Below are 1,394 nucleotides of genomic sequence, written 5' to 3'. Positions count from 1 at the left end.
GACGGTCCAGCTTTCCATTCGGCGTTAACGGAAGCTGGTCAAGCACAACAATCGCTGCTGGAACCATGTAATCCGGAAGTTCCGTAGCGAGTTCACGCCTTAGCTGTGTCGGGTCGAGGACGTAACCACTCGCGGGAATGACATAGCCGACTAGCTGCTTCTGAGCGTTTTGATCCTCTCGAGCAACAACCACTGCCTGGCCAACCGAAGAGCGGCTCGTCAAGGCAGCCTCGACTTCACCTGGCTCAATGCGAAAACCACGGATCTTTACCTGATGATCCGCACGCCCAAGGAAATCAAGCACACCGTCTGAACGCCATCTTGCCAGATCGCCCGTCCGATACATCCGACTGCCTGCCGCACCAAACGGGTTTGCGACAAATCGCTCCGATGTGAGATCCGGCCGGCCAAGATAACCTCGTGCCAATCCAGCACCAGCTATGTAAAGCTCACCCCGGACACCAACAGGCACAGGACGGAGCCAATCATCCAAAACATAAACCTGAGTGTTGGCAAGAGGAGAGCCTATGGGGACTGCTTCAAACAAATTCTGCTGAGGAAGCACCTCAAAGCTGGTAGCGCAAGTGGTTATCTCCGTTGGTCCGTAAAGGTTGGTAACATGTAGCCGCGGGTAGTGGTTTTGGAGAGTTCTGGCAGTGACAGAGGACATAGCATCCCCGCCGGTCCAAAGGTATTTGATACCGTCGACTAGGTACGAATGGCTTTCAGCTACCAGCTGCAGGAGACCTGTGGTTAGAAAGGCAGCATCCACATCCTGCTCTTTTATTAGTTGAGCAAGAAGACGTATGTCAGTGCTCGTTTTAGATGGAGCGATTATCAGAGTATCGCCATTTAAGAGCGCCACCCAAATCTCGAATGTCGAGGCATCAAAAGAAGAAATTGAGTGGACAAGAAAACGCCGGCGCAACTTATTGTGCCATTTCGGATCAAGGGCGAGAGCTGCCACGCTGAACTGACTTATCGCAATGCCTTTTGATGACCCTGTCGAGCCTGACGTGTACATCAAGTATGCCGTGCTATGCGGCCTTTGCGGAAATATGGGATTGTCCGATCTAGTGAGTCTGCTGACATGTTGTTCTAATACCAACGGCATGTTACCGTAGTTCCGATCCTTTAGAGACCATTTATCCGTGATAATTAGACGTGGCGCTGATTGTTCAAGAACATTCAGCAGCTTCATGGGAGGCATAGCTTTAGAGAGAGGAAAGTATGCTGATCCGCATTTCAAAGATGCTAGTATAGCTACAATGAAATCGGGAGAAAGTTCCAGATCGATGCCCACGATATCCTCGGGCCCGACACCGAGCCCTATAAGGTGATGTGCCAGCTGGTTTGCTCTGGCATTGAGCTCCTGATAGGTAAGTTTTTGTTCT

Annotated in this window: 1 protein-coding gene; it reads right to left on the bottom strand. The window is 51.1% G+C overall.

What is annotated here, in order from left to right; translation table 11 throughout:
• A partial coding sequence (locus QO005_RS24150) for an amino acid adenylation domain-containing protein (protein WP_307160563.1) occupies positions 1–1,394 on the bottom strand: 1,394 nt, incomplete at both ends.

It is taken from the genome of Allorhizobium paknamense (genome assembly GCF_030815125.1).
GTDB lineage: Bacteria > Pseudomonadota > Alphaproteobacteria > Rhizobiales > Rhizobiaceae > Allorhizobium > Allorhizobium paknamense.
The sequence above is the reverse complement of the archived record's forward strand: the minus strand, read 5'-3'. Positions and strand labels throughout refer to the sequence as shown.